Below are 23172 nucleotides of genomic sequence, written 5' to 3'. Positions count from 1 at the left end.
CATGCCGCTGACCGGCCCTGCGTTGGGTGCCCTGCGGATCCTGCTGATCGAGGATTCGCCGGAAGACGCCGAACTGATGTGCGAGCAGATGCTCGACGCTGGCCTGGAGGCCAGTTTCGAGCGGGTCGAGAGCGCGCAGGAACTGCGTGAGGCGCTGGCGCGCGCCGCGCCGGACATCGTGCTGTCGGACCTGAGCATGCCCGGCTTCTCCGGCAATGAGGCGCTGCAGATCGTGCGCGCCGCGCTGCCTGAGGTGCCCTTCATCTTCGTGTCCGGCACGATGGGTGAGGAAAACGCCGTGGCCGCCCTGCACCAGGGCGCCAACGACTACATCATCAAGCACCAGCCGGCGCGCCTGCCCTCGGCGGTGGCGCGTGCCGTGCGCGAAGCCCGCAGCGCGATCGACCGCCAGCGCGTGGAAGCCGAGCTGATGCGCGCGCAGCGTCTGGAGAGCTTGTCGCTGCTGGCGGCCGGGCTCAGCCACGACCTGCGCAACATCCTGCAGCCGCTGCTGATCATGCCGGACCTGATGAAGGCACGGACCGATGATCCGCAGCTGCATCATCTGGCCGACATCATCGCCGAATGCGGCCGGCGCGGGCATGAGATGGCCGAATCGATGCTGTCCTTCGTGCGCGGTTCGCGCAATACCAGCGAGCACATCTGCCTGGTCCACCTGTTCGAAGGCGTGGAGCTGCTCCTGCGCAGCAACCTGCCGGCCAAGGTCACCCTGCATCTGGAGGTGGCCGATGGCCTGGCGGTAGATGCCAACTACACCGAGCTGCAGCAGGTGCTGCTCAACCTCTCGTTGAATGCCATCCAGGCCATGCCCAACGGTGGCCGTTTGACCCTGCGCGCGGCGTCCGCCGCCGATACGCATGGCGAGGACTGGCTGCGGATCTCGGTGACCGATGAAGGCATCGGCATGGATGCGGACACGCTGTCGCATCTGTTCAATCCCTTCTTCACGACCAAAGCCACCGGCACCGGCCTGGGTTTGATCTCGTGCAAGCGCATCATCGAAGGCGCCCACGGCAGCATCCACGTCGACAGCCAGCCCGGCGTGGGCACCCGCTTCGATCTGCTGCTGCCGATGCGCGAGAGCACCGACGCGGCCGCCACGGTGGATGGGCCGATCGCCGCCGGCACGGGGCAGTCGATCCTGGTCGTGGACGGTGAGGCGACACGCCTGTCGCTGCTGGGCAATGCGCTGTCCAGCCAGGGTTATCACCTGCAGCTGGCCTCCGATGGTGCCGCCGCACTGCGCTGGATGCAGCAGGAAAGCATGCCCGCACTGGTGATCGCCGATGCCGGCTCGAAACTGCTCTCGGCCAGCCATCTGCTGGGCGAGATGGCCACGCTGGGCTACCGCGGGCCGGCGCTGGTGCTGGAAGAAGCCGACGTCACCGTACCGCTGGCGGTGTTCCCGCCCGGCATCAACGTGCACGTGCTGCGCAAGCCGCTGGAAATGCAGCAGGTGTTCCGCTCGGTCGCCGAGGCGCTGGAGACCGCCTGATCAGACCTCCCACGGAAACCGTGGGAGGCTGGCCACGGCCTGCTCGAGTTTGTAGGACCAGTTGCCGTGGATCTCCGCATACAGCGGGCTGTCGCCGGCCAAGCGCATGCGCTGGGTGATGCGCAGGTCATCCTTGCGGATCAGCACCAGGTCCACCGGCAGCCCCACCGAGAGGTTGGAGCGGATCGTCGAGTCCAGCGAGACGATGGCGGTGCGCGCGGCGTCTTCCAGCCGGGTCTGCGGGCGCAGGATCCTGTCCAGGATCGGCTTGCCGTACTTGGATTCGCCGATCTGCAGGAACGGGGTTTCCGGCGAGGCCGCGATGGCATTGCCGAGCGGATAGATCATGTACAGGCCGGGATGCTCGCCGCCGATCTGGCCGCCCAGGATCAGCGTCGCCTGGGTCACGATGCCGTCCTGCCCCGCCTCATGCGTGCTGGATTTGACCTGGCTGTCGAGCAGCACCCGGCCCACGTACTCGGCCACCTCGAACAGATGCCGGTAGGCGCGGAGGTTTTCCGGGCGCTGCTCGTCCACGTCACGGCGCAACCGCGAGATCAGCAGCTGGGTTGTCGCCAGGTTGCCGGCGGCCATGATCACGAAGGCCGCTTCACCGGGGAACTCGAATTCGTGCAGCTTGCGGTGCACGCGCACGTCGTCCAGCGACGCGTTGGTACGGGTATCGGCGGCGAAGACCAGGCCTTCGTCCACCTCGATGCCGACGCAATAGGTCATGTCGGTGTCCTATGATGTGCACCCCGATTCTATGCGCTGGCCCTGTTGGCCCCGTGTGGAATCGCCCCACGTACGCTGAATACCATGACCACTGCGCTCCTGAGCCTGGGCAGCAACCTGCAGCCGCAACAGCACCTTCACGCCGCGGTGGAGGCCCTGCGCGCGCGCTTCGGCACGATCGCCGTCTCGCCGGCCTACCGCACCGCAGCGGTGGGCTTCGACGGCCCGGATTTCCTCAACAATGCCGTGGCGATCGAGACCGATCTGCCGCTGCAGACGCTGGATGACTGGCTGCATGCGCTGGAAGACGCCCACGGCCGTGACCGCAGCGGCCCGCGTTTCAGCGACCGTACTCTGGACATCGATGTGGTGTTCTACGGCGATCTGATCGTGGAGGGCCCCGGCCATCTGCGCATTCCACGCCCGGAACTCAAGCACGCCTTCGTGCTCAAGCCACTGGCCGATATCGCCCCGGCGTTCCGCGACCCGGTCAGCGGGCTGACCCTGGACGCACTGTGGCGGGCCCACCGGCAGTTCGGCGAGCCGTTCGAGACGATGGACCTGGTGCCCGGCTGATCGAGGCATCGGGGAGGGCCGGCGGCTGGCCGGCAACCCGACAATGCCGGTTCATACAGCGCCGGCCAGCGGCCGACTCTCCCCGGCGTGCGGTCCAACCGGGGTTCACGACAACGTCCGCCCACCATCCACGCGCAGCGTGTGCCCGGTGACGAACGCGGCCTCCGTGGCCAGCCAGTAAACCGCCTCGGCGATCTCCTCCACCGTCCCGGTGCGGGCCAGCGGCGTGCGCGCCAGCAGCGCCTGCTGGGCGAAATCATCCTTGCCCTGCTCCGGCCACAGGATCGCCCCGGGCGCCACCGCATTGACCCGCACCTTGGGCGCCAGTTCCAGCGCCAGCGAGCGGGTCACCATTTCCAGCGCGGCCTTGGCCGCCGCGTACACCGGGTGGTCGCGCATCGGCTGGGTGCCGTGCAGGTCGGTCAGGTTGACGATGCTGCCCTGCTGGCGGCGCAGGTGCGGTGCGGCCGCCTGGGCCAGCAGCAACGGGGCACGCGCGTTCACCGCGAACAGGTCGTCCCACTGCGCGGCGGTAATCTGGCCGAGCAGGGTGGGGTAGAAATTGGAGGCGTTGTTGACCAGCGTATCCAACCGGCCGAACTGGGCCACGGTCTGGTCGATCAGGTCGGGCAGGGCATCGGCATCGCGCAGGTCGGCCTGCAGCGCCAGCACGCTGCCCGGGCGCAGCATGTCCATGTCGAAGGCCATCTGCTGCAGCTCGGTGGTGGAGGTGTGGGCGTGCAGCACCACCGACCAGCCACAGGCGTGGAACTGGCGGGCGATGGCCGCGCCGATCCGGCGCGCGCTGCCGGTGATCAGCGCCACGGGCGCGGTATCGGTCATCGGGGGTACTCCCTGCTCAGGCTATGCTGTGCATTGTCACCGCAATCGCCCGTGCCATGCATTCCCCACTGCCCCTCCCCGAATCCGACGCCCTGGCCCACAGCGACGAGCTGGCTGCGGCGCTGCGCGCTGAAATCCTCGCCAACGGCGGCGCGATGCCGTTCTCCCGCTTCATGGAGCTGAGCCTGTACGCGCCCGGTTGGGGCTATTACAGCGCTGGCGCCAGCAAGTTCGGGGCCGCCGGCGATTTCACCACCTCGCCGGAAATCGGCGCGCTGTTCGCCGCGACCCTGGCCAATGCGATCGCCCCGGTGATGCAGCAGCTCGGCCCGGAAGCGCGTTTCATGGAAGTCGGCGGCGGCAGCGGTGCCTTCGCCGAAGTGCTGCTCAAGCGCATGCTTGAACTGGACGCGCTGCCCGAGCGTTACGCGATCCTGGAGCCCAGCGCGGACCTGCGTGAGCGCCAGCGCGAGCGTCTGGAAAAGGCGTTGATCCCGCCGGTGTTTGCCCTGGTGGAATGGCTGAACGGTCCGTTCGATGACGATTGGGACGGCATGGTCTTCGCCAATGAAGTGATCGATGCCTTGCCGACGCCGCGCTTCCTCGCACGCGACGGCATGGTCTACGAAGAAACCGTCGAACTGGATGCCGAGGGCGCCTTCGTGCGCGGCGCGCAGCCGGCCGATGCGATGCTCAGCGCCGCCGTCCGCCACGTCGAGCATTACCGCGAGAAGCCCTTCGCCGACGGCTACCGTTCCGAACTGCTGCCGCAGCTGCCGTACTGGATCCAGGCGATCGCCGGCGGCATGAAGCGCGGCGCGATGCTGTTCGTCGATTACGGTTACCCGCGCAACGAGTATTACCAAGACGACCGCGACGAGGGCACCGTGCGCGCGTTCTACCGCCACCACGTGCACAACGAGCTGTACCGGTGGCCGGGCCTGCAGGACCTCACTGCCTCGGTGGATTTCACCGCGCTGGCCGAAGCCGGCACGGGCGCGGGTTTCGAGCTGGCCGGTTACTGCACCCAGGCCAGTTTCCTGCTCGGCAACGGGCTGGATACGCTGCTGGAAAAAGCCGATGCGCGCACCGACGAGATCGGCCGGGTGCGGCTGCGCGACCAGGTGAAAAAGCTGACGCTGCCGACCGAGATGGGCGAGCGCTTCCAGGTGATGGGCTTCCAGCGCGACGTGGATTTCGAGCCGGCGTTCGCGCTCGGCGATCTGACCTGGCGCCTGTAAGGTGGCTGCCACGAACCTGTTGAAGCCGCTGCGTTGGCCGCGGTTCTGGCTGGCGCTGTGGTGGATGGCGGTGCTGGGCACGATCGTGGTCTGCCTGATCCCGCCGCCGCCGATTCCATTGCCGGACAACAGCGACAAGATCGAGCACTTCCTCGCTTATTTCCTGCTGGCCTCGTCCGCCGTGCAGATCTACCAGCGACGCGCTGCCCTGGTCTGGGCAGCGGTCGGACTGGTTGGGCTGGGCATCGGCATCGAGTTCGCCCAGGGCGCCCTGACCGTCAACCGCATGGCCGACCCGATGGACGCACTGGCCAACAGCGTTGGCGTGCTGGCCGGCATGGCGATCGCAGTGACGCCGCTCCGCAATCTGCTGGTACGCCTGCGCGGTTGATACCGGCAGCGTGAGGCGGGGTGTGCCGGCCAGCGGCCGGCACGACCGAGGGTGGCCGCGGCGTTACCGCGGCACCAGCGTCAGCTCATCCAGCACCCACATCGTCGGCCGGGTATCGCCGGTAAAGCGCACGCACAGGTTCTGCGTGCCCTTGAGCGAACGCGGCAGCGCCGCTTCCAGCGTAATGAAGCCATCGGCGCCCGGCGCGGCCGGCAGCCTCACGCTGGCCAGCGGCTTGCCATCGCACTGCCCGCCCAGGATGTCCATTTCCCCGTGCGTACTGCGCTTGGGCGCGAAGCGGCGGTTCGGCTCATCGTGGGCCAGCTGGAAGTAGTACGGGATCTGCCCGGCACGCACGCGCAGTTTGGCGATGCCGTCCACATCCGCGTCTTTCCACAGCCAGCACGGGTTGAAGATGTCCACGTTGAAGATCGCGCGCTCGCCATCGGCCGGGCCGTCGTCTTCCAGGCGCAGCAGCAGCTGGCCGTCACCCGGGCACTGCGCAAGATGTTCGTCGGTCCGCGACAGCAGCGAGGCGGCGGTGATGTCGAAGCGGCTGGCCGCCTTGGCCAGTGCCTGACCATTGAAGAATGTGGCGGCCTGCAGTGCCACCGGCAGCGGCCGCTGCAGCGGGGCGGTGTAGCGCGGTGACTGCGCGGTGACCGCGCTGCCGTCCACGCTGTAGTGGATGTCGTAGCCCAGCGGGGTGCGCAGGGCCAGCGTCGCGGTGCCGGCCGCGCGGTCGTCACGGCTGTCCAGTTCCACCTGGAACGGCGTCTGCGCATATGCGATGCCCATGGCCTGGTAACGCTGCAGCTGCGCCGGCAGGCGCGCCAGGAAATCGGCGTAATCGCGGCGTTCGCGCGGCGACCAGCCGGTCTCGGCCACTGCGGCCAAGCGCGGGAACAGGTTGTGCTGCAGGCGTGCGTAGCTGCGCGTGTGCTCGGTGAACATGTTGGCCTGCAGGCCCAGAATATGGTGCTGCTTGTCCTTGGCCAGCGCGTCGGGCACCGGTTCGAAACCGTACACGCGCGCCAGCGGAATCGTCGCCGGGCGGCCCGGCGGCTCGTTCGGCGAGTTGGTCTGCAGGTAATCCATGTACATGTCGGTCACCGGCGACATCACCACGTCGTGGCCTTCGCTGGCGGCCTTCAGGCCGCCCTCGGTACCGCGCCAGGACATCACCGTGGCCTCCGGCGGCAGCCCGCCCTCGAGGATTTCATCCCAGCCGATCAGGCGCCGGTCGTGCTGTTCCAGGAAGGTTTCCAGGCGCTTGATGATGTGGCTCTGCATCTCCATCTCATCGCCGGCGCCCACCTCACGCATGCGCGCCTGCACCCGCGCGGAGGCTTCCCACTGGTCCTTGACCGCTTCGTCGCCACCCACGTGCACGTACTTGGCCGGGAACAGCGCGATGACTTCTTCCAGCACGTTTTCAAGGAAGGCCAGCGTGCTGTCGTCGGTGTTGAACAGGTTCGGGAACACGCCCCATTCGCTCAGCGGCTTGAGCGGGGTGTCGATCGTGCCGAGCTCCGGATAGGCCGCGATCGCCGCGGTGGCATGGCCGGGCACGTCGATCTCGGGAATGACCTGGATATGGCGCGCGGCTGCATACGCGATCACCTCGCGGATCTGTTCCTGGGTGTAGAACCCGCAATAGGGGCGCTCGGCGCCGGTGACCGGATCGCGGCCGCCATCGCCGGCCGGAATACGGCAGCTGCCGACGCCGGTCAGTTTCGGGTAGCGCTTGATCTCCATGCGCCAGCCCTGGTCATCGGTGAGATGCCAGTGGAAGGTATTGAGCTTCTGCTCGGCCATGGCATCGAGGACCTGCTTGATCTCATCGAGGCTCTGGAAGTGGCGGGCCGAATCGAGCATCAGGCCGCGCCAGCTGAAACGGGGCGCATCGTCGATACGCAGCGCCGGGAGCTTGCCTTCGCTGCCGCCGGTGAGCAGCTGCGAGAGCGTGGCCGCACCATAGAACAAGCCGGCTTCGGTGGCGGCCTGCACGGTCGCGCCGCGCGCGTCCGAACGCAGCTGATAGCCCTCGGCACCGGTCTTGAGCGTGGCGTCGAGCACGAAGCGGATGCCGTCCTTGCCGCGTCCTTCGCTGAGGGTTACCGCCGGGCCGCCGCTGTCACGCAGCAGGGTGGCGAACTGTGCGGCCACACGGGCGGCGGCCTGGCCCTGTGCATGCACCGGGGTGGCGGCGGTCACGGTGTAGCCGGCGCCGTCGAGGCGGTCGACCCTGGCCGGTGCGGGAATCAGCATCAGCGAGCCGGGCAGGGCCTGCGGGCCGTTCGGCGCCTGTGCGTCGGTGGCCTGGGCCAGCGGGGCGAGGGAAAGTGCCAGTGCGAAGGTCAGCAGCGACAGCGAGGTACGACGGGTGCGGGTGTGCATCGGGTCATTCCTTTGTAGCGAATCGGGTTCCACCTGTGAAAACGGGCCCGGAAATCCGGGCCCGTTTCAGGCATTCAGCATAGTGCCAAGGCGATCAGAACTTGAAGTGCAGGGTGGCCATGTAGCGGCGGCCGCTCTTGTAACGCGAGGCCAGGTGATCCTTGTCGCCAAGGTACTGGAAGTACTCTTCATCGAGCAGGTTCTGGGCGTCCACGGTGACCGACCAGTTCTCGTTGAAGGTGTAGCCGAAGCTGGCGCCCAGCTCGGCGTAGTCGTCCACGCTGGCCGGTGCCGAGCCTGCGACGTAGCCGCCGGCCAGGTAGCTGTCACGCCAGTTGTAGGTCAGGCGGGCGTTGATCGGACCCTTTTCGTAGTACGGGCTGAACGCAACCGAGTTGCGCGACTGGTAGGGCAGCGCATCACCGGAATTGTTTTCGCCGTTGGCGTAGGTGTAGTTGGCGGTCAGGCCGAAGCCGCTTTCGCCGAAGGGCTGCTGGTAGCTGAGGTTGAAGCCCTTGACGTGACCGCTGCCGGCATTGCGTGGACGCTGGATGCTGTAGTCGCAATAGCCGTCGGCCGCACAGCCGTTGGTGCCCACGATGTTGGCCCAGGTGGCCGGCGAGGTATCGCGGATCGAGTTGTACTGGCGCTCGGTGACGGCGCTGGTATCGATGTAGTTGTCGATCTTCTTGTAGAACAGCGACCAGGCCACCACCGATTGCGGAGCGAAGTAGTACTCGGCCGACAGGTTGTAGTTCCAGGACTCATACGGCGACAGGGCCGCGTTGCCGCCACTGCCGGTCAGGGTGGTGTCGTTGAGGAAGGTGTTGTTCACCATCTGGTTGTACGGCGCCCACGCGATGACCTTGCTGGCGCCGAAGCGGAACACCCAGTCGCTGTCGGTGTCGTAGACCAGGTTGACCGAGGGCAGCAGGAAGTCTTCCTTCTTGGTCTGGGTCTGCCACTTGCTGTCCAGATCGGTCAGGGTGGGGGTACCGCCGTAGACGAAGCCGCTGCCGGCCGTCTTGGAATCCACGTAGCGCACGCCGACGTTGCCGCGTACCGGGCCATTGGAGAAGTTCAACTGCGCATAGGCGGCATTGTTGGTCTGCTCCAGCGCCCAGCTGTTGTTGAGATAGCTGGCCGGATCCGGGTTGGCGAAGTCCAGCGGGCTGCCCTTGACCCAGTTCAGCACGTTGTCGCGGCCGGCCTGGATATGACGGCCCTGGCCATCGGCGAAGCCCTGGATGTCGGTCAGACCGATGGTGCCGACGTCGGCCAGGGTGCCCGGACGCACGCCGCCATACACGTTCAGATCGAAGCTCTCTTCGTGCTTGCCGTGGCGAACGCCGAACTGCAGCTGGTTGAAGATGCTGTCGAACTGCACATTGAAGTCCAGCTGTGCGTAGGTGTCCTTGCTGTCGGTGGAGAAGATGCCGTTGTTGCCGAACCAGCCGCCGGCCGAGCCCCAGTTGGCCGGATTGCGGGCGGCATCGGGGTTGTCGAAGGTGATGCCCTTGTCCAGGTTCCAGCTGAAGCCACCGTTGTAGAACGGTTCGATGAAGTACTGGGCCAGATCCTTGTTTTCGGACTTGCTCTGGCCAGCCTGGCCGCTGATACCCCAGCCTTCACCCTTCCAGGCACCGCGAAGGTCCAGGCCCTTGGTGGTCACTTCGGATTCGCGCACGTTGTTGTCGTAGATCACCGTGCCGCTGTTGGCCGTCGCGCTGGCGTTGGAGTGACCGCTGGTGACCACCCCGTTGCGCACGTCGCCGAGCTGGTTCACCGCACCTACGGTGCCGGGATTCCACGTCAGGAAGGAGTACATCGACTGGTTGTAGTTGTCGAAGTTCTCCTTGATGTACAGGCCGCTCAGGTTGAACTCGAGTTCGTCGGTCGGCTTGAACTGCAGATTGACCACGGCGCTGTCGCGCTTGCGGTCCTGCTGGAACCACGCCGCGTTGACCGAATTGGGTACGTCCGCATTCGGGTCCACGCCCGGCGCGTTGGTGAAGGTGGACGCCTTGGCGTAACCAAACACTTCTATGCCCTGACGGTCCACGCGCTCTTCATAGTGCTGCGCGGCCACGTTGATGCCGAAGGTTTCTTCGTCATTCTTCCAGCTGTAGATGGCCGAGGCGTTCGGCTTGCCCTTGCTGGCCTGGTCGCTGTAGCTGTAGCCCACGGAAGCGGCCACTTCGTTGGCGCGCATGTCCAGCGGCTGGCGGGTGTGCATCAGGATGGTGCCGCCCAGGCTGCCTTCAGTCAGGCGCGCTTCGGAGGACTTGATGACTTCCATGCGACCCAGGATCAGCGGTGACAGCAGGGTGTAATCGAAGCCGCGGTTGGGCTGCTCGCCGTACAGCCAGATCGCCTGGGCGACCGGGTGGCCGTCCAGGAAGGACAGGTTGAGGCTGGGGTCGGTACCGTCGATGCTGACGCGCTCACCCTGGCCGAAGCGGCGGTCCAGCGAGATGCCGGGCAGCTGAGACAGCGCTTCTGCAACGTTCGTACTGGGGAACTTGCCGATGTCCTCGGCGGTGATCGCCTCGGAAATGGTCACGTTGTTGCGCTTGGTATCCAGCGACTTTTCGAGGCTGGCGCGGATGCCGACGACGCTGACGGTGTCCAGGTCGGTGGGGGTACTGGAGGTTTCCTGCGCCTGCGCGCTGAACACCAGACAGCTGAAAATGGCTGCCGAAAGCAGACTCTTGCGATGGTTCATGATGTCTCTCCTCATCAATCCGATGGTTCGCCGGCGACGGCGTGTCTTCTTGCGTCTGGTACGACTTTTCCGCGCGCCCTAAACCGGGGCGTGCCATGGGTGCTGCGTACTGCGTAGTGCCTTTCCCGGCGCGCCGTCAGGCGGTCGGGTGGTCCCTATGGCCCAGGTACCAGCTGGCAGCGCCGATGACGCCCAGCTGCCCGTGCTCGACCACCTTCACGGGAATACGTTCCAGCGCCTCGCGCATCGGGCCCTTGTTGAGGTACCGCTCGACGAAGGTGCTGTTCAACAGAAAGTCGCGGATCTGCGGCAGGATGCCGCCGGCCAGGTAGACACCGCCGGTGACGCCGTACTGCAGCGCCATGTCCCCGATGGTGCTGCCGAGCAGGCCGCAGAACACCTCCAGGCTCTGCCGCGCGAGCGGGTCCTGGTCGGTCATCGCGGCCGCGGTGATCGCATCCGGGGTGGTCAGCGTGGGGGACTGGCCGTTCAACGCGCACAGGGCGCGGTACAGATTCATCAGGCCGGGGCCGGACAGCGCCTGCTCGACCGATACGTGCGAGCGCTCGCGCAGCATCTGCCGCACGATCGCCATCTCCAGTTCGGTGGTCGTGGCCAGGGTCGGCTGGCCGGCTTCGGTCGCCAGGACCACCGCGCCGTGCGGCGTCGGGATCCAGACCGCCGCGCCGAGGCCGGTGCCGGGGCCGACCACCAGGGTCGGGCCGCGCGGGGCGGTGGCCGGGCCGGTCAGCTGCAGCACGCCGCTGGCATCGACCTGGGCGGCGGCGTAGGCCACGGCTTCGAAATCATTGACGATGTAGACCTGGTCCAGGCCGACATCGCGCTCGATCTGCCGCGCCGACAGCGGCCAGGGCAGGTTGGCGGTGATCACCGTGCCGTCGTCGCGGGCATAGCCGGCGGTGGCGACCACGCAATGGGTCGGGCGCGGGCCATCAGCCAGGAAGTCGGACAGGATCGCGCTGAGGCCGGAGTAATCCGCATTGCGGAACTTGCGGTAGTCCAGCAGCTCCACCGGATGGGCCGGATCGGCGCTGGCCTGGACCCGGCCAACCCGGACATGCGTGCCACCCACGTCGGCGGCCAGGAACGGCGGCATCGCGGCGGGCGGGGCATGGGCCGGAACAGCGTGGGCGGCTATGGTCACACGGACTCCATCGGTTGGGCGTGGCCAGGGCTGACCCGGCGATTGAGGCGGAGTCTGTAATCGTTCTGACAACGATGTCAACGATAACCTCACACTTTCGATGCTGCGCCGCAACGCGGGTTTGCGCGGGAAAACGTTTTCATCACACAGCCGTCATGTTTTCGCAAACTGCCGTGAATACGGGCTCCGCTCCGCCCACCGCGAGCGCTGCCGCCAGATTGCGCAGGTGCAGCAAAGGAAAATGCGCGGCGTCGGCGTGAACCAGTTGTTGACAAACCCGGCGGCTGCAACGAATAAATGTGACAACGTTGTTCCCAGCCACTCTTCCGACGCCGCTCCGGTGCCGTCGATGCAGGAGCCTCCTTGATGTCTGCCGTGCCTGCTGCCTCCGCGCGTTCGAGCGTGCTTACCTCGATCCTGATCATCGGCGTGCTGTTCTTCCTGATCGGCTTCTTCACCTGGCTCAACGGTCCGTTGATCACCTTCGTCAAGCTCGCCTTCGAGCTGGACGAGGTCGGCGCCTTCCTGGTGCTGATGGTCTTCTACCTGTCGTATTTCTTCCTGGCACTGCCGGCCTCGTGGATCCTCAAGCGCACCGGCATGAAGAAAGGCCTGAGCCTGAGCCTGCTGGTGATGGCGGCCGGTGCGGTGGTATTCGCCCACTTCGCCCAGCAGCGCTGGTACCCCGGCGCGCTCAGCGGCCTGTTCATCATCGGCAGCGGCCTGGCCCTGCTGCAGACGGCGGTCAATCCGTACATCAGCATTCTCGGCCCGATCGAAACCGCGGCCCGGCGCATCGCGCTGATGGGCATCTGCAACAAGATCGCCGGCATGCTCGCCCCGGTGCTGATCGGCACGCTGGTGCTGCACGGGATCGGCGATCTGGATGCCCAGGTGAAGGTTGCCGACGCCGCGGCCAAGACGGTGCTGCTCAACGACTTCGCGGCCAAGATCCAGCTGCCGTACATGGCCATGGCCGGGCTGCTGGTGGTGCTGGCGGTCGGCGTGCTGTTCTCGCCGCTGCCCGAACTGAAGACCTCTGAAGCCAACGCTACGCCGGCCCGCGCGCCGGGAGTGGCCGAGCGCACCAGCATCTTCCAGTTCCCGCACCTGTGGCTGGGCGTGCTGTGCCTGTTCGTCTATGTCGGCGTGGAAGTGATGGCCGGCGATGCGATCGGTACCTACGGCCATGGCTTCGACCTGCCGCTGGACCAGACCAAGATGTTCACCTCGATCACCCTGGGCGCGATGCTCATCGGTTATCTGGCCGGCCTGGCGCTGATCCCGCACCTGGTCTCGCAGTCGCGTTACCTGAGCATTTCCGCGGTGCTGGGCGTGGTGTTCTGCATCGGCGCGCTGTTCACCCACGGCTACGTGTCGGTGGGCTTCGTGGCCGCCCTCGGTTTCGCCAACGCGATGATGTGGCCGGCCATCTTTCCGCTGGCGATCCGCGGGCTGGGCCGCTTCACCGAGACCGGCTCGGCCCTGCTGGTGATGGCCATCGCCGGTGGCGCGATCATTCCCCAGCTGTTCGCCGTGCTCAAGCAGCACTTCGACTTCCAGTGGGTGTTCGCCGGCCTGATGGTGCCCTGCTACCTGTACATCCTGTTCTATTCGATGCGCGGCCACCGCGTCGGGCTGTCCCGCGACGGGCAGTGATCGGCGATCATGGACGCTCAACCGGTCAGCCAGGAAAAGACGATGCGTAGAGCGACCATCAAGGATGTCGCCGAACGGGCCAAGGTATCGCTGAAGACGGTCTCGCGGGTGATCAACAACGAGCCCTCGGTGATGCAGGCCACCCGTGCGCGGGTGCTGCGTGCGATCGCCGAGCTGGACTACGAGCCCGATCCGGCCGCGCGCAACCTGCGCACCGGCACCACGCTGGTGGTCGGGCTGGTCTACGACAACCCCAATCCGTACCACATCATCGGCGTGCAGAACGGCGTGCTCGCGGCCTGCCGAGAGACCGGGTTCGGGCTGCAGATCCATCCCTGCGACTCCAGCTCGCCGATGCTGGCCGAGGAACTGGCCGACTGGGTGCAGCGTTCGCGCCTGGCCGGGCTGGTGCTGACCGCACCGATGTCCGAGCGCAAGGATCTGGTGGCCGCGCTCACCGCGCGCGGGATCAAGCTGGTGCGCATCATTGCCGCCACGGCCGATCCGCAGGATGGTGCCTGTGTGTTCGTCGACGACCGCGAGGCCGCCTATGAAATCACCGAGCATCTGATCCAGCTGGGTCACCAGCGCATCGGCTTTCTCTGGGGCGGCACCTCGCACCGCTCCAGTGGCGAGCGCTATGCCGGTTACGAGGCCGCGCTGCGCGACTACGGCATGACCATCGACAAGCACCTGGTGGTGCAGGGCGATTACACCTTCGACGACGGCTTCCGTGGGGCGCGCCGCCTGCTGGCGCTGCGCGAACCGCCCACCGCGATCTTCGGCTCGAACGATGAAATCGCCGCCGGCGTGCTGGCGGCCGCCAAGTCCACCGGCATGAACGTGCCCTACGATCTGTCCATCGCCGGCTTCGAGGACAGTCCGTTCTCGCGCCAGTCCTGGCCGCCGTTGACCACTGCCAAGCAGGCCACTGAAGACATCGCCCGGCATGCCGCGCGCCTGCTGATCGCGCAGCTGCGCAGCGATGCCTACGACGATGCACCGTTGCAGCTGCAGAACCAGGGCTTCGTGCCGCAGCTGGTGGTGCGTGGCTCCACCGCGCCGATGCGCCCGCAGGGTGCACGGCTTCCTTCTCCTGAAACGACCTGAGTCCCCATGTCCCTGCCTGCTCCCCACGACACCCTGATGTACCGCGAAGCCGCCGAGGCTGCCGATGTGATCGCCGCGCAGTTCGCGCGCAACCAGGTGGCCGTGGAGACGCTGGCCGCCAGCCTGCGCGCGGCGCCGCCGCCGTTCGTGGTGACCTGCGCACGGGGCAGTTCCGACCACGCCGCCACCTACGCCAAGTACCTGCTGGAAACACGCCTGGGGCTGGTCACCGCCTCGGCGTCGCCGTCAGTGGGCTCGGTCTACGAGGCACCGTTGAAGCTGCGCGGCGCGCTGTACATCGTGATCTCGCAGTCGGGCAAGAGCCCGGACCTGCTGCGCAACGCCGAGGCCGCCCGTGCGGCCGGCGCGCGTGTGGTGGCGCTGGTCAATGTCGAGGATTCGCCGCTGGCGCAGCTGGCCGAGACGGTGATTCCGCTGGGGGCCGGTGCCGAGCGCAGCGTGGCGGCGACCAAGAGCTACCTGGCCTCGCTGTCGGCAATCCTGCAGCTGGTGGCCTACTGGACCCAGGACGTGGGGCTGATCGCCTCGCTGCGCACGTTGCCCGATGCCCTGCGCGAGGCCTGGAACAGCGACTGGTCGTCGCTGACCGATGGCCTGGTGCCGGCCCACAACCTGTTCGTGCTGGGGCGTGGCCTCGGCCTGGCCGCCGCGCAGGAAGCGGCGCTGAAGTTCAAGGAAACCTGCGGCCTGCATGCCGAGGCCTACAGCTCGGCCGAGGTCAAGCACGGCCCGATGGCGCTGGTCGGCCCGGGTTTCCCGGTGCTGGCCTTCGCCCAGCCGGATGAAACCGGCGCCGGTACCCGCGCGGTGCTGAGCGAGTTTGCCGCGCGCGATGCGCAGGTGTGGCTGGCCGATGTCGGCGGTGACCTGCCGCTGCCGGTCGCGCCGCACCCGGCGTGCGCGCCGCTGCTGACCATCCAGAGTTTCTACCGCGCGATCAACGCGCTGGCGCTGCGTCGCGGCCACAACCCCGACCTGCCGCCGCATCTGAACAAGGTGACGGAAACCGTCTGATGAAAACTGTCCTGCGCAACGCCCGCATCCTGGCCGGCGACGACTTCCGCGACGACCTGGCCGTGGTGATCGAAAGTGGCCGGATCACCGCGCTGGTGTCCGATGCCGCCCCGATGCTCGGCCAGGCCGATGAGCAGGTGGACCTGGGCGGTGGCTGGTTGCTGCCGGGGTTCATCGATGCCCAGGTCAACGGCGGCGGCGGCGTGCTGTTCAACAACAGCCCGGATGTCGCCACGCTGCGTACGCTGGCGCAGGCGCACCGCCGCTTCGGCACCACCGGCCTGCTGCCGACCCTGATCAGCGACGATGTGCAGGTGATGCGCGCGGCCATTGCCGCGACCCGCCAGGCGATCAGCGAAGGCGTGCCGGGCGTGCTCGGCATCCATCTGGAAGGGCCGTACATCGCGCCGGCGCGCAAGGGCACGCACGATCCGAACAAGTTCCGCGTGCCGGATGCCGCCGAGATCGCGTTGGCCGCCTCGCTGGACAATGGCGTCACCCTGCTTACGCTGGCGCCCGAGCGGGTGCCGCTGGAGAGCATCCGCGCGCTGGTGGAACGTGGCGTGGTGGTGGCGGCCGGTCACACCGCGGCCAGTTACGAAGAAGCACGTGCCGGCCTGGAGGCCGGTATCCGTGGCTTCACTCATCTGTACAACGCGATGTCGCCACTGACCGGACGCGAGCCGGGCGCCGTCGGTGCGGCACTGGAAGACCGCGACAGCTGGGTCGGCATCATCGCCGATGGCGTGCACGTGCACCCGGCCAGCCTGCGTGTGGCGCTGGCGTGCAAGCCGCGCGGCAAGGTCATCCTGGTTACCGATGCCATGCCGCCGGTGGGTGCGGAAGACCCCAGCTACGAACTGTATGGCGAGGTCATCACCGCCGTGGACGGCGTGGTCCGCAATGCTGCCGGTTCACTGGCCGGCTCGGCGCTGGACATGGCCACGGCGGTGCGCAACAGCGTGCAACTGCTCGGCGTTCCGCTGGCCGAGGCGGCACGCATGGCCTCCACATATCCCGCGCAGTTCCTCAACCTGGATGACCGCTACGGGCATATTGCCGAAGGCCATCACGCCGATCTGGTCCTGCTCGACGATGCGCTGCAGGTGCGCAGCACCTGGATCGCCGGGCAGCGCGAAGACGCATGAGCGCGGCGCCGTCGGCACGGATGGGCTCGATCGACGCGCTGCGCGGCCTGACCGTCGCGGCGATGCTGCTGGTCAACAACCCCGGCGACTGGAACCATGTTTACGCGCCGCTGCTGCACGCGCAGTGGCATGGCTTCACCCCGACCGATCTGATCTTCCCGCTGTTCCTGTTCATCGCCGGCGTCTCGATGGCCTTCAGCCTGGCCCCGCGCGCCACCGACCCGGCCATGCGTCCGGCGCTGGTGCGTGGGGTGCTGCAGCGCGCACTGCGCATCCTGATCGCCGGTGCCCTGCTGCACCTGCTGGCGTGGTGGCTGTTCGAGCTGCCGGCGTATCGCCTGTGGGGCGTGCTGCAGCGGATCGCGCTGTGCGTGGCGGTGGTCGGCGTGCTGGCGGTGTACACGCGGGCGCGGACGCAGTGGGCGGTGATCGTCGCGCTGCTGGTCGCCTATGCCGTTCTCCTGCTCGCGGCCGACTCGATGGAGCCGTGGGTCAACCCGGCCAGCCGGCTGGATACGGCGCTGTTCGCCCCGTTCCTCTATGAATATTCCGCGCTCACCGGGCTGGGCCATGACCCCGAAGGCCTGCTGAGCAGCCTCGGGGCGATTGCCACCACGCTGTTGGGCCTGCGTGCCGGAGCGTGGCTGCGCGCGGGCAGGGCACCGCAGTTGGCGGTTCTGGCAGCGGGCTGCCTGGCGGTCGGCGGTCTGGCCACGCTGTGGTTGCCCCTGAACAAGCAATTGTGGACGCCCAGCTTCGTGCTGTGGACCGCAGGTCTGTCCGCGGCCGCGCTGCTGCTGGCCCATCTGGTGATCGATCGCTGGGGCGCGCCTGCGCTGGGCCGACGCTTTGGCGTGAATGCGATCGCCGCCTATCTCGGCTCCTCGGCGATGGCGCTGGTGCTCGCGGCGAGCGGTGCCTGGGCTTCGGCCTTCCATGCCCTGCAGAGCGCGCTGCCACAGGCGCCAACGCTGGCCTCGCTCGCGTGCGCGGTGGGCTTCGTGGCGCTCTGGTGGGGCGTGGTGTGGGCGCTGGATCGCCGGCGTATCTATCTGAAGATCTGAGCGACCAGCTGCAGGATTGCTCTGCGCGCAGCGAATGCGTGCGATCCACGGTCTGGATTTTACGTTCACATCACAGTTGACCAGTAAAAGTACCGCACTACATCTGCGTAATTGACGAAACCGCCTGTTCCTGGCCGTGGCCCGTGTGCCGCGCGCCGCCTGTCCCCTCCTTGATGTTGTACCGCCGGAAATGCAGTCCCAGGCAGCGTCCGCTGCCGTCGTGAACTTCATGGTGATGCGTGCAGTCAGGAGCAGGGGGCTTCGATGACCTGTCACGCCGCCGCCCTCCGTGATGTCCAGAGGAAGCCGCATGCCCAGGTCCACCCGCCACCCCCTCGCGCTCAGCATTGCCGCGCTGCTCCGTTCACGCTGCCTGCTGGGCAGCGCCGTCGCGCTGGCCTCGTTCGGCGCACAGGCAGACTGCGTTACCGTCGGCACCACCACCACCTGCACCACGGCCGCACCCAATCCCTACGTCACCCGCGTCGGCAACGGCAACATCGCCATCGAGGATGGACGCACGGCGGATGTCCAGGCCGGTGCCAAGCTGGTGGTGGGGGACGCCAACGCCATCTCGCTGCGCGACAACGCCACCATCCACGTCGGCACCGGTGCCACCGTCAGCGCGACCGCAGTCAGCGCGCCGGGGCTGTTCGGCGCGGGCGGCAACACACTGGAATTCCGCACCGGCGGCACGTTGACCGTCGATGCCGGAGGGGAGGTGCTCGCGCTGGGCAGCCAGGGCAGTGCCGAAGTGATCAACTTCCAGGGCGCGGGCAACACCATCCTCAACAGCGGCACCATCCGCGCCAACAACGCCGTGGCGATCTGGTCGCAGAACACCACCGGCCTGAACACCGTGATCAACACCGAGACCGGCATCATCCAGGCGCCGGGCACGGTGATCGGCGGCTCCGGCAACGGCGCGCTGGACTTCACCAACCGCGGCCAGGTCATCGGCAACATCTCGCTGGCCGGCGGCAACGACATCCTGCGCCTGTATACGGGATCGTCGATCACCGGCAATTTCAGTGGGGGCGCCGGCAACGACGCGATCTTCCTGAGCGGCACCGGCGATTCCACACTGCCGGGCAATTTCGTCGGTTTCGAGTCGCTGACCAAGAACGATGCGGGCAAGTGGACACTGACCGGCACCATCACCGGGGTGACCGTGGCCACGGTGGCGCAGGGCACCCTGGCACTTACCGGCAACAATGCCAATTACACCGGGCCGGTGATCGTCGATCCGGCCGGCATTCTGGAGGCGCGGGCGCAGAGCCTGCCGCCCGGCGTGACCAACAATGGCCTGGTCCGCTTCACCCAGCCCGATGACGGCAGCTATGCCGGCAGCATCAACGGCACCGGCGCGCTGGACAAGACCGGTGCCGGCACGCTCACCCTGACCGGCCTCAACAGCGTGGGGGGCGCCAGCACGCTCAACGGCGGCACCCTGGTGCTGGGCAACACGCTGGAGACCGCCAGCCTGACCATGGCCAACGCCACCACGCTGCAGATCAACGGAACGCTGCAGCAGCAGGGCGGGGGCGCGGCGAACGTGATCGGCGCGGGTGGCGCGCAGTCATTGATCGTCAACGGCCGGCTGACCGGCTCAGCGCTGCTCGGCGACGGCGATGATCTGCTCGATGTTTCCGGCGTCATCGTCGGTAGCGTCGATCAAGGCGCGGGCAACGACACCACCATCATGCGCCCGGGCGGCAGCATCGGTGGCACGTTGGCGCAGGGGCTGGGCAACGACCGGCTGCAGATGCTCGGCGGCAGCATCGCCGGCGCGGTCACCCAGGGGGCGGGCGCCGATGTCCTGCTGATGAGCGGCGGCACGCTGGCTTCGGTGGACCAGGGCGACGATGTCGACCAGCTCGAGATCAGCGGCGGCACCATCACCGGCACCGTGCAACAGGGCGGCGGACAGGACGTTTTCATCATGACCGGCGGCACCATCGGGGCGCTGCTGCAGGGCGACGGCACCGACCGCTTCCGCATGACCGGCGGCCAGATCATCGGCGGCTTCGACGATGGCGACTATGCCGAGATGACCGGCGGGCGCATCGGCCGGGTCAACATGAAGCTGGAGAACAACACCTTCGACATGTCCGGCGGCACCATCGACGGCAACCTCGTCACCGGCTTCGGCAACGACACCATCATCCTCTCCGAGGGCTACATCGGCGGCAACATCAGCGTCAGCGGTGGCGATGATTCCATCACCATCACCGGCGGCACCGTGCGCGGCGAGATCCGCGCCAGTACCGGCAATGATCGTCTGGACTGGTCCGGCGGCGGCGTGGTCTACGGCACGGTGGACATGGGCGAGGGCAACGACGTCACCACCCTGAGCAACCTCAACAACAGCCATCTGGGGGCGATCCCGCTGTTCACCGGGGGGCTGGGCACCGATCTGCTGACCATGAACAACGTCAACACCACCGGGGTCGCGCGGTTCACTGGCTGGGAGCAGATCAATCTGCGCCAGAGCAGCCAGCTGACCTTCGATGGCGACCTGGTGCTGTCCGATTTCACCACCACCGGCGGCACGCTGGACATCGACAGCACCAGTACCGTCTTCGCGGGTGGCCTCAATGCCAACGTGCGCACGTTCACCGCTGGCCAGCAGGTCAACGTGATCAATGCCGGTCGCATCGATCTGAGCAATGGCAGCAGCGGTCCGGGCGATGCGTTCACCGTCAACGGAAATTACGTGGGCAACAACGGCGGGGTGTATCTGCAGTCGGTGCTGGCCGGTGACGGTGCGCCTTCGGATCGGCTGGTGATCTCCAATGCGGTAGCCAGCGGCAGCACCGGGCTGGGCATCCTCAATGCCGGGGGCAGCGGCGCGGCGACGAGGGCCGACGGCATCCTGGTCGTGCAGTCGATCAACGGGGCGAGCACTGCGCCCAACGCGTTCGCGCTGTACAACCCGATCGCGGCCGGGGCGTTCGAGTATTTCCTGTTCAAGGGCGGCGTCAGCGCTGGCAGCAGCGAGAACTGGTACCTGCGCTCGACCCTGGTGGCCGGTGTCACGCCGGCGCCGGCGCCGGCCCCGCCGGGCGTGCCGACGGTGACGCCGCCGCCCCCGCCGCCGCAGGATGCCGGCACCCCACCGCCGCCACTGGCCCCGCCGCCTTCGCCGGACGTCCCGGAGAACCCGGACCCCCTCGCGCCCGAGCCCGCGCCGCCGCCGCCGCCGCCGGAACCGTCACCGGTAGCGCCGCCGCAGGCCGACGCCCCGCCGCCAGTGCCGACCACGCCCGCAGCCGTTCCCGGCCCCTTGGCCGTGCCGCCGACCCCGGGCGCCGTGCCGGCGGCAGGCGACATCATTCCGCTGTATCGCGTGGAAGCGGCCACGTATGCCGTGGTGCCGCCGCTGCTGCGCGAGACCAGCCTGCTGAGCCTGGGGACCTTCCACGAACGCCAGGGCGAACAGCGCCTGCTCGCCGGCCAGGGCGGTCTCCGCGCTGCGTGGGCACGCATGATCGGCCAGAGCCATGAGCAGCACTGGGAAGGCGATGCCAAGCCCAGCTTCGATGGTGACATCCAAGGCATCCAGGCCGGTGTTGATCTGTACGCCACGGCCGATGATCACGCGCGCAATCAGGTCGGCGTATTTGTCGGGCGCACCCGCGCGCAGGGCAACGTCAACGGTTTTGCGATCGGCTGGGACAACGTCGCCGTCGGCCGCACCCGTCTGGATGACAAGCATGTCGGCCTGTACTGGACCCGCGTGGGCAGTGCCGGTGGTTATCTGGACGCGGTGGTGATGCAGAGCCGTTACGACGGCAACGCCTGGTCCGCACGCGGGTTGGGCATCGACCTGCGCGGCGATGGCACCACGGCGTCACTGGAAGTCGGCAAGCCGTTGCTGCAGCTCGGGCAATCGGCCTGGTGGCTGGAACCGCAGGCGCAGGTGATCTGGCAGCGCAGCGCACTGGATGACAGTGCCGACCGCATTTCCACGGTGAGCTACGACAACGACAACGCCTGGACCGGCCGGGTCGGCCTGCGCCTGGCGGCCGACTACAACCTGGCCGGCAATGGCTGGCAGCCGTATCTCAAGGTGAATTACTGGCAGACCTTCGATGGCGAGGACCGCATCAACTTCGGCACCAATCAGCTGACCAACCAACAGGGCGTCCGCGCACTGGAAGTGGGCGTCGGCGTGGTGGCGCGCTTCAACGCCAATGTGAGCGCCTTCGCCGTGGCCGATTACACGCGGGACCTCGAAAGCAGCGATCAGAAGGAGCGCAAGAGCATCGAAGGCAACCTCGGGCTGCGCTTGGATTGGTGAGGTGGCTGGCCGCGGGCTGACCATGGCACGTTGAACGGTTCGGGTGACGTGCCTTCCCCCGTTGAGCTGGCACATCATCGGAAGGGCCTGTGCTGTCCCCAAGGCCGTTTGCAGCGGTATGCTGCGGCCAACTCAACTACACGGATGTAGCACGATGGGGATTTCAATGCGGTGCCGGTGGGCGCTCCCGGCACTGCTCGCCAGTGTGCTGCTGGCACCGGTCGCAAACGCACAGGAGATGCCGGCGCTTGCGATACAGGCGCGGATCGTGGAGGTACTGGAGCGCGAAGCGCTGTACCGCGACAAGGTCGACTGGCAGGCGATACGCACGCGCCTGCAGTCTGCCACTGCCGATCCCGCGCAGACCTGGCAGCAGGTGCGCGATGCCATCGCGGTGAGCAGTGGGGGGCATGGGCGGTGGCTGCCGCCGACGCACCCGTTGCTGCAGTCCTCTTCGAGCCGCGGCAGCGTCGCTGCAACTCCGGCACCGTCTGCAACTCAGCGCACGCACGAGCCCGGCGCCATGCAGCAACGCACGGCTCAGCAGCGCGACATGGATACGGTCGGCCGCCGCATCGGCTGGATGACGGTGGGCGCATTCAGCGGCAGTGGACCGGGCGACAGCGCGGCCTGGCAGCGGACAAGTCTTGCGTTTGCAGGCACGCTGCAGACCGCCATCCGCAGCAAGGATCAGGCGGAGCGTTGCGGCTGGGTGGTAGACCTGCGCGGCAACGGCGGTGGCAACATGTGGCCGATGCTGCTTGGCCTGGCACCCCTGCTGGAAGAGGCCGATGGCCATCCGCCGCGGGTCGGTGCATTCACCACGGCGGACTCGGAACGGTCATGGTCATTGCACGACGGTGCCGTGTGGCAGGAGCAGAAGAAAATGCTCGATGCCGGCGCGGCGGAGTATCGGCTGCGCCATCCCGGCGCACCGGTGGCGGTACTGCTCGGGCCACGCACCGCCAGCTCGGGCGAAGCAACGGCACTGGCGTTCCGTGGGCGTGCCACAACCCGAAGCTTCGGCCAGCCCACGGCAGGCTTATCTACGGGTAACCGGACCGAGCGGCTGCCGGATGGAAGCGCCTTGCTGGTCACCGGCAACGTCATGGTCGACCGTAACGGGCAGGGCGATGGCAGGAAGATCGCCCCGGATGTGGTGGTCGGTGAGGGCGAGGATGCGGCGGCGGCCGCAAGGGACTGGCTGCTGGCGCAGCCGGCGTGCGCAGCCAGCGCCCGCTGAGGCGGCATCGGCCCAGCT

General features: G+C 67.4%; 17 protein-coding genes. 12 read left to right on the top strand and 5 right to left on the bottom strand.

Features of this window, described 5'->3' with window-relative positions; translation table 11 throughout:
• Nucleotide 1 precedes the first annotated feature (1 nt).
• A complete protein-coding gene (locus tag ACTT2I_RS14985) occupies nt 2-1516 on the top strand; it encodes an ATP-binding response regulator (RefSeq protein ID WP_088434445.1) in 1515 nt (504 codons plus the stop codon).
• Here ACTT2I_RS14985 and ACTT2I_RS14980 read toward each other — a convergent pair whose 3' ends face one another.
• Nucleotides 1517-2251: a 20S proteasome subunit A/B gene (locus ACTT2I_RS14980; protein WP_088434446.1), complete on the bottom strand. Its 735-nt coding sequence runs from the start codon at nt 2249-2251 to the stop codon at nt 1517-1519. It lies immediately after the preceding gene.
• Nucleotides 2252-2335: 84 nt separating this feature from the next.
• Here ACTT2I_RS14980 and folK point away from each other — a divergent pair, with 84 nt between their 5' ends.
• Complete coding sequence (folK, locus tag ACTT2I_RS14975; protein WP_421098972.1) at nt 2336-2827, top strand: 2-amino-4-hydroxy-6-hydroxymethyldihydropteridine diphosphokinase; 492 nt, start codon at nt 2336-2338, stop codon at nt 2825-2827.
• A 105-nt stretch (nt 2828-2932) separates the two neighbouring features.
• Here the strand turns inward: folK and ACTT2I_RS14970 are convergent, their stop codons facing one another.
• Entirely contained in the window at nt 2933-3670 is a 738-nt protein-coding gene (locus ACTT2I_RS14970; protein WP_088434448.1) for a pteridine reductase, read from the bottom strand.
• Nucleotides 3671-3726: 56 nt separating this feature from the next.
• On the opposite strand from ACTT2I_RS14970, the gene ACTT2I_RS14965 reads away from it, so the two are divergent.
• Entirely contained in the window at nt 3727-4911 is a 1185-nt protein-coding gene (locus tag ACTT2I_RS14965) for a class I SAM-dependent methyltransferase (protein ID WP_421098973.1), read from the top strand.
• A gap of 64 nt (nt 4912-4975) precedes the next feature.
• Complete coding sequence (locus tag ACTT2I_RS14960) at nt 4976-5302, top strand: VanZ family protein (protein WP_253247778.1); 327 nt, start codon at nt 4976-4978, stop codon at nt 5300-5302.
• Nucleotides 5303-5365: 63 nt separating this feature from the next.
• Here the strand turns inward: ACTT2I_RS14960 and ACTT2I_RS14955 are convergent, their stop codons facing one another.
• The 3 genes from ACTT2I_RS14955 to ACTT2I_RS14945 all read right to left on the bottom strand — a co-directional run bounded on the left by ACTT2I_RS14955 (nt 5366) and on the right by ACTT2I_RS14945 (nt 11586).
• On the bottom strand, nt 5366-7702 hold the full coding sequence (locus ACTT2I_RS14955; RefSeq protein ID WP_421098974.1) for a family 20 glycosylhydrolase: 2337 nt from the start codon (nt 7700-7702) through the stop codon (nt 5366-5368).
• 94 nt (nt 7703-7796) lie between these two features.
• The gene (locus ACTT2I_RS14950) at nt 7797-10427 is read right to left on the bottom strand and encodes a TonB-dependent receptor (RefSeq protein ID WP_421098975.1); all 2631 of its coding nucleotides are present in this window, start codon (nt 10425-10427) and stop codon (nt 7797-7799) included.
• A gap of 136 nt (nt 10428-10563) precedes the next feature.
• Nucleotides 10564-11586 carry a glucokinase family protein gene (locus ACTT2I_RS14945; protein ID WP_301178495.1) on the bottom strand — a complete coding sequence of 341 codons (1023 nt, stop codon included), beginning with the start codon at nt 11584-11586 and terminating at the stop codon, nt 10564-10566.
• A 106-nt stretch (nt 11587-11692) separates the two neighbouring features.
• Between ACTT2I_RS14945 and ACTT2I_RS14940 the strand changes: the two genes are divergently transcribed.
• The 8 genes from ACTT2I_RS14940 (at nt 11693) to ACTT2I_RS14905 (ending at nt 23154) form a co-directional block, all read left to right on the top strand.
• Entirely contained in the window at nt 11693-11959 is a 267-nt protein-coding gene (locus ACTT2I_RS14940) for a hypothetical protein (protein WP_143592029.1), read from the top strand.
• Entirely contained in the window at nt 11959-13251 is a 1293-nt protein-coding gene (locus ACTT2I_RS14935; RefSeq protein WP_088432335.1) for a sugar MFS transporter, read from the top strand. The genes ACTT2I_RS14940 and ACTT2I_RS14935 overlap by 1 nt, the downstream gene beginning before the upstream one ends.
• 42 nt (nt 13252-13293) lie before the next feature.
• Nucleotides 13294-14361, top strand: a complete 1068-nt coding sequence (locus tag ACTT2I_RS14930; RefSeq protein ID WP_088432334.1) for a LacI family DNA-binding transcriptional regulator — start codon at nt 13294-13296, stop codon at nt 14359-14361.
• A gap of 6 nt (nt 14362-14367) precedes the next feature.
• Nucleotides 14368-15396: an SIS domain-containing protein gene (locus tag ACTT2I_RS14925; RefSeq protein ID WP_421098976.1), complete on the top strand. Its 1029-nt coding sequence runs from the start codon at nt 14368-14370 to the stop codon at nt 15394-15396.
• A complete protein-coding gene (nagA, locus tag ACTT2I_RS14920) occupies nt 15396-16544 on the top strand; it encodes an N-acetylglucosamine-6-phosphate deacetylase (protein ID WP_421098977.1) in 1149 nt (382 codons plus the stop codon). Before ACTT2I_RS14925 ends, nagA begins: the two co-directional genes overlap by 1 nt.
• Nucleotides 16541-17608 (top strand): acyltransferase family protein, encoded by a 1068-nt coding sequence (locus ACTT2I_RS14915; protein WP_421098978.1) that lies wholly within the window; start codon nt 16541-16543, stop codon nt 17606-17608. The genes nagA and ACTT2I_RS14915 overlap by 4 nt, the downstream gene beginning before the upstream one ends.
• A gap of 310 nt (nt 17609-17918) precedes the next feature.
• The gene (locus ACTT2I_RS14910) at nt 17919-21911 is read left to right on the top strand and encodes an autotransporter family protein (protein WP_421098979.1); all 3993 of its coding nucleotides are present in this window, start codon (nt 17919-17921) and stop codon (nt 21909-21911) included.
• Nucleotides 21912-22065: 154 nt separating this feature from the next.
• Nucleotides 22066-23154 (top strand): S41 family peptidase, encoded by a 1089-nt coding sequence (locus ACTT2I_RS14905; RefSeq protein ID WP_421588815.1) that lies wholly within the window; start codon nt 22066-22068, stop codon nt 23152-23154.
• Nucleotides 23155-23172 lie beyond the last annotated feature (18 nt).

The sequence above is a fragment of the Stenotrophomonas sp. PUT21 genome (genome assembly GCF_052232875.1).
GTDB classification, from domain to species: Bacteria; Pseudomonadota; Gammaproteobacteria; order Xanthomonadales; family Xanthomonadaceae; genus Stenotrophomonas; species Stenotrophomonas maltophilia_N.
This window is presented reverse-complemented; position numbering and strand designations above follow the sequence as displayed.

What these genes read in the sequence shown, in the direction of transcription:
- ACTT2I_RS14985 (WP_088434445.1), top strand. Translation starts at nt 2, where the DNA reads ATGCCGCTGACCGGCCCTGCGTTGGGTGCCCTGCGGATCCTGCTGATC.
- ACTT2I_RS14980 (WP_088434446.1), bottom strand. Translation starts at nt 2,251, where the DNA reads ATGACCTATTGCGTCGGCATCGAGGTGGACGAAGGCCTGGTCTTCGCC.
- folK (WP_421098972.1), top strand. Translation starts at nt 2,336, where the DNA reads ATGACCACTGCGCTCCTGAGCCTGGGCAGCAACCTGCAGCCGCAACAG.
- ACTT2I_RS14970 (WP_088434448.1), bottom strand. Translation starts at nt 3,670, where the DNA reads ATGACCGATACCGCGCCCGTGGCGCTGATCACCGGCAGCGCGCGCCGG.
- ACTT2I_RS14965 (WP_421098973.1), top strand. Translation starts at nt 3,727, where the DNA reads ATGCATTCCCCACTGCCCCTCCCCGAATCCGACGCCCTGGCCCACAGC.
- ACTT2I_RS14960 (WP_253247778.1), top strand. Translation starts at nt 4,976, where the DNA reads ATGGCGGTGCTGGGCACGATCGTGGTCTGCCTGATCCCGCCGCCGCCG.
- ACTT2I_RS14955 (WP_421098974.1), bottom strand. Translation starts at nt 7,702, where the DNA reads ATGCACACCCGCACCCGTCGTACCTCGCTGTCGCTGCTGACCTTCGCA.
- ACTT2I_RS14950 (WP_421098975.1), bottom strand. Translation starts at nt 10,427, where the DNA reads ATGAACCATCGCAAGAGTCTGCTTTCGGCAGCCATTTTCAGCTGTCTG.
- ACTT2I_RS14940 (WP_143592029.1), top strand. Translation starts at nt 11,693, where the DNA reads ATGCTGCGCCGCAACGCGGGTTTGCGCGGGAAAACGTTTTCATCACAC.
- ACTT2I_RS14935 (WP_088432335.1), top strand. Translation starts at nt 11,959, where the DNA reads ATGTCTGCCGTGCCTGCTGCCTCCGCGCGTTCGAGCGTGCTTACCTCG.
- ACTT2I_RS14930 (WP_088432334.1), top strand. Translation starts at nt 13,294, where the DNA reads ATGCGTAGAGCGACCATCAAGGATGTCGCCGAACGGGCCAAGGTATCG.
- ACTT2I_RS14925 (WP_421098976.1), top strand. Translation starts at nt 14,368, where the DNA reads ATGTCCCTGCCTGCTCCCCACGACACCCTGATGTACCGCGAAGCCGCC.
- nagA (WP_421098977.1), top strand. Translation starts at nt 15,396, where the DNA reads ATGAAAACTGTCCTGCGCAACGCCCGCATCCTGGCCGGCGACGACTTC.
- ACTT2I_RS14915 (WP_421098978.1), top strand. Translation starts at nt 16,541, where the DNA reads ATGAGCGCGGCGCCGTCGGCACGGATGGGCTCGATCGACGCGCTGCGC.
- ACTT2I_RS14910 (WP_421098979.1), top strand. Translation starts at nt 17,919, where the DNA reads ATGCCCAGGTCCACCCGCCACCCCCTCGCGCTCAGCATTGCCGCGCTG.
- ACTT2I_RS14905 (WP_421588815.1), top strand. Translation starts at nt 22,066, where the DNA reads ATGGGGATTTCAATGCGGTGCCGGTGGGCGCTCCCGGCACTGCTCGCC.